The sequence below is a fragment of the Streptomyces sp. NPDC058045 genome, assembly GCF_042885635.1.
In the GTDB taxonomy this organism is placed as follows: Bacteria; Actinomycetota; Actinomycetes; order Streptomycetales; family Streptomycetaceae; genus Streptomyces.
The window spans coordinates 23,391-29,507 of sequence record NZ_JBHVRR010000061.1; the positions used below are offsets into that span (position 1 = coordinate 23,391).

Annotated in this window: 6 protein-coding genes; all 6 read left to right on the forward strand. The window is 72.0% G+C overall.

The genetic code is table 11. The features are described from left to right. Positions 1-52: 52 nt before the first annotated feature. Positions 53-1,420, forward strand: coding sequence for an ABC transporter substrate-binding protein (locus ACFVST_RS25935; RefSeq protein WP_390155996.1), 1,368 nt, complete (start codon positions 53-55; stop codon positions 1,418-1,420). Beyond that, complete coding sequence (locus tag ACFVST_RS25940) at positions 1,417-2,355, forward strand: carbohydrate ABC transporter permease (RefSeq protein WP_390155997.1); 939 nt, start codon at positions 1,417-1,419, stop codon at positions 2,353-2,355. Before ACFVST_RS25935 ends, ACFVST_RS25940 begins: the two co-directional genes overlap by 4 nt. After that, positions 2,352-3,239, forward strand: coding sequence for a carbohydrate ABC transporter permease (locus ACFVST_RS25945; RefSeq protein ID WP_390155998.1), 888 nt, complete (start codon positions 2,352-2,354; stop codon positions 3,237-3,239). Before ACFVST_RS25940 ends, ACFVST_RS25945 begins: the two co-directional genes overlap by 4 nt. Beyond that, on the forward strand, positions 3,236-4,225 hold the full coding sequence (locus ACFVST_RS25950) for a zinc-dependent alcohol dehydrogenase family protein (RefSeq protein WP_390155999.1): 990 nt from the start codon (positions 3,236-3,238) through the stop codon (positions 4,223-4,225). Before ACFVST_RS25945 ends, ACFVST_RS25950 begins: the two co-directional genes overlap by 4 nt. Positions 4,226-4,285: 60 nt before the next feature. Next, on the forward strand, positions 4,286-4,507 hold the full coding sequence (locus tag ACFVST_RS25955; RefSeq protein ID WP_390156000.1) for a hypothetical protein: 222 nt from the start codon (positions 4,286-4,288) through the stop codon (positions 4,505-4,507). A gap of 89 nt (positions 4,508-4,596) precedes the next feature. Beyond that, entirely contained in the window at positions 4,597-5,994 is a 1,398-nt protein-coding gene (locus ACFVST_RS25960) for a TerD family protein (RefSeq protein WP_390156001.1), read from the forward strand. Positions 5,995-6,117: the final 123 nt, after the last annotated feature.

Below are 6,117 nucleotides of genomic sequence, written 5' to 3' on the forward strand. Positions count from 1 at the left end.
ACGCCCTCAACTCCCCCCGCCCACCCCTCTGTTCACTCTTCCAGGAGCTGTCATGCGAACCCAGAGCCGACGGAGGCCGCGCGTTCTCGCCGTGGCCGCCGCAGGTGCGCTGCTCGCCCCGTTGCTCTCCGGCTGCTGGACCGGAGCCGGCGGGACCGGTTCCGGCGGCGACGCCATCAACGTACTGATGGTGAACAACCCGCAGATGACGGAACTGCAGAAGCTCACCGCCGCCCACTTCACCCGTGAGACCGGCATCAAGGTCAACTTCACCGTGCTGCCGGAGAACGACGTCCGCGACAAGATCAGCCAGGACTTCGCCAACCAGGCCGGCCAGTACGACGTCGCCACCCTCAGCAACTACGAGATCCCCATCTACGCCAGGAACGGCTGGCTGCACGAGATGGACTCCTATGTGGCGAAGGACCCCGGCTACGACGCGCGGGACATCCTCCGGCCGATGCGCCAGTCCCTCACCGGCGACGACGGCAAGACGTACGGGCAGCCCTTCTACGGCGAGTCCTCGATGCTGATGTACCGCAAGGACGTACTCGCCGCGAAGGGCCTGAAGATGCCCGCGCACCCCACCTGGCGGCAGGTCGCGAAGATCGCCGCCGCGGTGGACGGCGCCAGGCCCGGGATGCGCGGGATCTGCCTGCGCGGCCTGCCCGGCTGGGGTGAGGTCGCCGCCCCGCTCACCACCGTCGTCAACACCTTCGGCGGCACCTGGTTCGACCAGGACTGGAAGGCCCGCCTGGACTCCCCCGAGTTCACCCGGGCCGTGGAGTTCTATGTCGGCCTGGTGCGCGAGCACGGCGAGTCCGGCGCCGCCCAGTCCGGCTTCGCCGAGTGCCTCAACACCCTCACCCAGAGCAAGACCGCCATGTGGTACGACGCCACCTCCGCGGCCGGCCTGCTGGAGGCGAAGGGCTCCCCGGTCAAGGGCAAGCTCGGCTATGTACCGGCCCCGGTCGAGAAGACGAAGTCCTCCGGCTGGCTCTACACCTGGGCCTGGGGGATGCAGCACGCCTCGCCCAACCCGGACAAGGCCTGGAAGTTCATCTCCTGGGCGTCCGGCAAGAAGTACGAGCATCTCGTCGGCCACCGGAGCGGCTGGGCCGACGTACCCGCCGGCAAGCGCGCCTCCACCTATGAGATCCCGCAGTACCGCAAGGAGGCCGCCGCCTTCGAGGAGGTCACCCGCGCCGCCATCGCGGGCGCCCGCCCCCGCGACCCGGGCGTGCAGCCGCGGCCCGCGCCCGGCATCCAGTTCGTCGGCATCCCCGAGTTCACCGACCTCGGCACCAAGGTGTCCCAGGAGATCAGCGCCGCCATCGCCGGCCGCCAGTCCGTCGGCACCGCTCTGAGGAAGTCCCAGCAACTCGCCGAGCAGATCTCGAAGGAGTACGAGGGACGATGACCGCCACCACCCCCGCCGCCACCGCGCCCCCGCACCCCGCGGCCCCCGCCGGGAGACTGCGCGCCTGGGCCACCCGGGCGCCACTGCTGCCCGCCCTGATCTTCATGATCGCCGTGACCCAACTGCCCTTCGTGGCAACGCTGGTGATCTCCTTCTTCGACTGGAACGCCCTCTACCCCGAGGCCCGCTCCTTCACCGGCCTCGGCAACTACTCGGAGGTCCTCACCGACCCGGCGCTGCGCAAGTCGGTGTGGACGACGGTGCTGCTCACCGTCACCGTGGTCCTGGCCAGCCTGGTACTGGGGCTGCTGCTGGCGCTGCTGCTGGACCGCGGATTCCGCGGCCGCGGCGCCGTACGCACCCTGCTCATCGCCCCCTTCCTGGTGGTGCCGGTCGCCGCCGCCCTGCTGTGGAAGCACGTCCTCTACAACCCGGAGTACGGCCTCTTCAACGGGCTGCTGCACTGGTTCGGCGGCAGCGGCGCACCCCAGCCCGACTGGGTGTCCGACACACCGCTGCTCGCCGTGGAGGCCTCGCTGGTGTGGCAGTGGACGCCGTTCATGATGCTGATCCTGCTGGCCGGACTACAGAGCCGGGACCCGCAGTTGGTGGAGGCGGCCCGGATGGACGGGGCGGGAAGCTGGCAGATCTTCCGGCATCTCACGCTGCCGCATCTGCGCCGCTACCTCGAACTCGGCGCCCTCCTCGGCTCGATCTACATCGTGCAGAACTTCGACGCCGTCTTCACCATCACCTCCGGCGGCCTCGGCACCGCCAACCTGCCGTACACCGTCTACCAGTCCTTCTACCAGGCCCACGAGAACGGACTCGCCTCCGCCGCCGGCGTCCTGGTCGTCCTCGGCTCCCTCGTCATCGCGACCCTCGCCCTGCGGGTCGTCTCGTCCCTGTTCCGCGAGGAGGTGTCCCGCGTATGACCGCCACCGCGCCCACCGCGGCCCCCGTCACCACCCGCCCCGCGCCCGCCGTGCCCGCGCCACGGCGGCGCCGGGGGGCCGCGCTCGGTATCGCCGCCTGGCTGGCCGGCGTGCTGTTCTTCCTGCCGATCGCCTGGATGGCGCTCACCTCGTTCCACTCGGAGGCCGACGCCGCCACCAACCCGCCGTCGCTGGCCGCCGCCCTCACCCTGGACGGCTACCGGGACTTCTTCGGCGTCGGCGGCGGCGCCAGCCCCTGGCCCGCACTGGTCAACTCGGTGGTGGCGTCCGCCGTCTCCACCCTGATCGTCCTGCTGCTGGCGCTGCCCGCCGCGTACGCGCTGTCCATCCGCCGGGTACGGAAGTGGACCGATGTCCTCTTCTTCTTCCTCTCCACCAAGATGCTGCCGGTGGTCGCCGGGCTGCTGCCGATCTACCTCTTCGCCAAGAACACCGGCCTGCTGGACAACATCTGGCTGCTGGTGGTGCTGCACACCTCCATGAACCTGCCGATCGCGGTGTGGATGACGCAGTCCTTCCTGGCCGAGGTGCCGGTCGCGCTCATCGAGGCGGCACAGCTCGACGGGGCCAGGCTGCCCACGGTGCTGGCCCGGGTGGTGGCCCCGATCGCCGCCCCCGGTATCGCCGCCACCTCCCTGATCTGCTTCATCTTCAGCTGGAACGAACTCCTCTTCGCCCGGGTGCTGACCGGGGTCACCGCCCAGACCGCACCCGTCTTCCTGACCGGATTCATCACCAGCCAGGGCCTGTTCCTGGCGAAGGTGTGCGCCGCGTCGCTCGTCATCTCCCTGCCGGTGCTCGCCGCGGGGTTCGCCGCCCAGGACAAACTGGTCCAGGGCCTGTCGCTGGGAGCCGTGAAATGAAGGCCGCCGTCATCGAGTCCGTGGGCAGGGCCACCGTCACCGAGGTACCGGACCCGGCGCCCGGCCCCCGCGAGGTGGTGGTGCGGGTCGCCGCCTGCGGGCTGTGCGGCACCGATCTGCACATCCTCCAGGGCGAGTTCGCCCCCACCCTGCCGGTGGTGCCGGGGCACGAGTTCGCCGGGGAGGTCGTCGGCCTCGGCGGCGAGGTCACCGGCCTCACCGTCGGCGACCGGGTCGCCGTCGACCCCTCGCTGTACTGCTACGAGTGCCGCTACTGCCGCACCGGCCGCAACAACCTCTGCGAGCGGTGGAACGCGATCGGCGTCACCACCGCGGGCGGCGCCGCCCAGTACGCGGTGGCGCCCGCCGCCAACTGCGTCCGCCTCCCCGAACACGTCCGCACCCAGGATGCCGCGCTCATCGAACCGCTGTCCTGCGCGGTCCGCGGCTACGACGTCCTCCGGTCCCGGCTGGGCGCGCATGTCCTGATCTACGGGTCCGGCACCATGGGCCTGATGATGCTGGAGCTGGCCAAGCGGACCGGCGCCGCCAGTGTCGACATGGTCGATCTGAACCCGAACCGGCTCGCCACGGCACGGCAGTTGGGCGTCTCCGGCGCCGCCGCCACCCCCGACGAACTGGACCGTCCGCAGGGCTGGGACCTGGTGGTGGACGCCACCGGCAACGCGGCCGCCATCCAGGACGGCCTGGACCGGGTCGCCAAGGCCGGGACCTTCCTCCAGTTCGGGGTGGCCGACTACGCGACCCGGGTCACCATCGACCCGTACCGCATCTACAACCAGGAGATCACCATCACCGGCTCGATGGCGGTGCTGCACAGCTACGAGCGGGCAGCGGAGCTGTTCGCGGGCGGGGTGCTCGACCCGGACGTCTTCATCAGCGACCGGCTGCCGCTGGCGGACTACCCGGCCGCCCTGGACCGCTTCGCCTCCGGCACCGGACGGAAGATCGTGGTGGTGCCATGAGGGGTGGGCGGCGGGAAATTCCGTGGCCGGGGGGTGCGGTGGGCGGCTAGGGTCGCCGCCGTGCCTCCACCCTCCGGATTCCGGTACCAGGAACGCGCCGACGGGACCGTGCTGATCACCCACCACGGCCGGGCGGCGGGCACCCTGCGCGGTGGTCGGGCCGCCCGGTTCCTGGCCGAAGTCACCGCGGGCGACCCCCAGTTGGTGATGGCCCGCTGGACCGGCGCCTACAAACACGGCAACGAACGCACCGCCCGCTCCCACCCCCGCAACCGCCGCTGACGCCCGCCCCGCTCCCCCTCCCCACGGCCGAACGGGTCCGGTAAGGGAACGGCAAAGCAAGGTCGTTCGTTAGGTCCGGCATGACAGCTATGACCCCAGGCTCGAACATCCCTCTGGCCACCGCCCGTGTCACGGTGGACGTCTCCGCCCCGGTGCGGCTCGACGTGTCGGGCCTGCTGCTCACCGCCGACGGCAAGGTGCGCTCCGACGACGACTTCATCTTCTACAACCAGCCCAGCGGCCCGGGTGTGACCTACCGTTCCGGCGGCGGCACGTCCCCCGACGCCATCGTGGTGGACACCGCCGCCGTACCGCCCGAGGTGGACCGGATCGTGGTCACCGCCAGCCCGGACGCGGCGGGCCAGACCTTCCAGGGCGTGGAGCCGACGGCCACCCTCCGCGGCGAGGACACGGCGCCGCTGGCCACCTTCACCCCACCGCAGCTCGGCAACGAGACGGCGCTGGTCGTCATGGAGATCTACCGGCGCGGCGGCGCCTGGAAGGCCCGCGCCGTCGGCCAGGGCTACGCCGACGGCCTGGCCGGTATCGCCACCGACTTCGGCGTCAGCGTCGAGGAGCCGGCCGCCCCCGCCGCGCCCCAGGCCCCGCCTACGCCCCCGGCCGATCCGCGGGTCGCCGCACCGCAGATGCCGCCCGCGCCGCCCGCCGCCCCGCCCGCCGGGTTCCAGCCCCCGCCCCCGCCCGGCGCCATGCCCGCCGCACCTCCGCCGGGGATGCCGGCCGCGCCTCCGCCGGGGATGCCCGCGGCACCGCAGCCCGGGATGCCCGCCCTGCCGCAACCGGGGATGCCGCCGGCACCCCAGGCCCCGATGCCCGCCATGCCTGCCGCACCGCAGCCGGGTATGCCCCCGGTGCCGCAGCAGGGTGCGCCCGGGATGCCCGGGGCCGGGCCGGTCAATCTGGACAAGGGCCGGGTCAGCCTGCAGAAGAACCAGTCGGTGTCCCTGGTCAAGGGCGGCCGTCCGCTGCTCAGCCAGGTCCGGATGGGCCTCGGCTGGGAGCCCGCCCACCGCGGCAGGAGCATCGACCTGGACGCCTCCGTCATCGCCTACGGCCCGCAGCGCAACCACCTGGACAGCTGCTACTTCGGCAAGCTCAGCATCCTCCAGGGCGCCGTCAAGCACTCCGGGGACAACCTCACCGGTGAGGGCGCGGGCGACGACGAGGCGATCACCGTCGACCTGGGCCGCCTCCCCCAGGAGGCCACCGGCCTCGTCTTCACCGTGAACAGCTTCTCCGGCCAGAAGTTCAACGAGGTCGCCAAGGCGTACTGCCGGCTGCTGGACGCGGCCACCGGCGAGGAGCTGGTCCGCTTCGACCTCACCAACGCCGAGCCGCAGACCGGCGTGATGATGTGCAAGCTGGTCCGCCAGTTCTCCGGCGAGTGGGAGATGACCGCCCTCGGCACCTTTGTGAAGGCGCGCACCGTGCGCGGGATGGTCAAGCCCTCCGCCGAGGCACTGTGACCGCCGCGGGCCCCCTGCCCCCCCTAGGCCGGGGGCCCCGGGGCCCCGCGGCCGGGGCGCCCCTGGGGGGGGGCCGCCTCCCCGGCCCCGGGTTGGCGAGCAAGATTCCCCGGGGGAGGATGT

What these genes read in the sequence shown, in the direction of transcription:
- ACFVST_RS25960 (WP_390156001.1), top strand. Translation starts at nt 4,597, where the DNA reads ATGACCCCAGGCTCGAACATCCCTCTGGCCACCGCCCGTGTCACGGTG.
- ACFVST_RS25950 (WP_390155999.1), top strand. Translation starts at nt 3,236, where the DNA reads ATGAAGGCCGCCGTCATCGAGTCCGTGGGCAGGGCCACCGTCACCGAG.
- ACFVST_RS25940 (WP_390155997.1), top strand. Translation starts at nt 1,417, where the DNA reads ATGACCGCCACCACCCCCGCCGCCACCGCGCCCCCGCACCCCGCGGCC.
- ACFVST_RS25945 (WP_390155998.1), top strand. Translation starts at nt 2,352, where the DNA reads ATGACCGCCACCGCGCCCACCGCGGCCCCCGTCACCACCCGCCCCGCG.
- ACFVST_RS25935 (WP_390155996.1), top strand. Translation starts at nt 53, where the DNA reads ATGCGAACCCAGAGCCGACGGAGGCCGCGCGTTCTCGCCGTGGCCGCC.